The sequence below is a fragment of the Sphingomonas sp. ABOLE genome (assembly GCF_003950455.1).
Taxonomy (GTDB): Bacteria; Pseudomonadota; Alphaproteobacteria; order Sphingomonadales; family Sphingomonadaceae; genus Sphingomonas; species Sphingomonas trueperi.
This window is the reverse complement of sequence record NZ_QQWY01000108.1, coordinates 1-1,021: the sequence shown is the minus strand read 5'-3', so window position 1 is coordinate 1,021 and position 1,021 is coordinate 1. Positions and strand designations below refer to the sequence as shown.

The 1,021-nt window shown below is 66.1% G+C and carries 1 protein-coding gene; it reads right to left on the bottom strand.

Annotated elements, in window-relative coordinates; translation table 11 throughout:
- Positions 1 to 218: 218 nt before the first annotated feature.
- Complete coding sequence (locus CA234_RS24100) at positions 219 to 998, bottom strand: ISNCY family transposase (RefSeq protein WP_241213675.1); 780 nt, start codon at positions 996 to 998, stop codon at positions 219 to 221.
- Positions 999 to 1,021: the final 23 nt, after the last annotated feature.

The window sequence follows — 1,021 nt, the reverse complement described above, 5'->3', positions numbered from 1 at the left end:
TGTTGAGACCCTGCACACCAGTGTTGCCGCCAGTTAGAAAAGGCACATTCCGCCGCAAGATAGAAATGGCACAACGCCTTCGGCAGCGGGGGCTGCGTGGAGCCCTCCTCATAGCGCAGCGCTGCCCCCGCTGATGCCCCACACTCCCGGCTCCTGTCCCCGGACCCGCTGCGCACGCAGCGGGCCCGGTCACACCGCCTCAGCCGCTGGTGCTCGTGCTATAGGGTAGGCGTCGACGGCAGCTTCGGCACAGAGGCTGTGTGGAAACGCGTTGATGTGGTAATCCCGACCCCAAGCTTGTCGAGCGCTCGGCCCAAGTGCGACATGCCGTCGCTGTCGGCCGTCGCGCGGTTGTTCCGAAAGGCGCTGTGCTTGTCCGAATAGAAGGCGATAGGCTTGCCGTGCCGCTTGAGATATGTCCGTGTCGCCTGCAGGTAGGAGAGGGCGCTCTCGCTCTCCGCCATCTCGAGGTGCATCAGCTCGCTCGTGGCATCGTCGATATACACCAGCAGGCTGCAGCGAGGGCCGCGGCCCTCGAACCAGTCATGGTCCGAACCGTCGACCTGGATGAGTTCGCCGCGGCGCTCGCGACGGTTTCGGGTCTGGTGAAGCCTGGCGCGCTTGGCGGCCTTGGCTTTCCACAGGCCGGCGCCGATCATCAGCTGGCGCAGCGTCTCGTGCGAGAGCGCGATGCCGTGGCGCTCGGCCAGATACTCGGCCGCCAACGTCGGCTCAAAATCGGCGTAGCGCTCGCGGACGATGCCGAGGATCTGCTCCCGGCAGGTTTCGCTCAACCGGCGGTTGCTCGGCCGACCGCGCTTCCGGGATATCAGGCCGGCAGCGCCGTCAGCGCAGAACCTGTCGAGCAGCCGATAGACTTGGCGCCTGCATAGCCTGAGCAGCTCGCCAGCCTCGCTTGCGGTGATCTCGCCCCGCTCGACGCGCTGCAGCGTTTCGTACCGTGACAACTCGCTCCGGCTCATCGCGACCACCGTCATCAGCGTGCCCCCAATTGCTCGGG

Coding starts and splice junctions, on each gene's coding strand:
- CA234_RS24100 (WP_241213675.1), bottom strand. CDS start 998: ATGACGGTGGTCGCGATGAGCCGGAGCGAGTTGTCACGGTACGAAACG.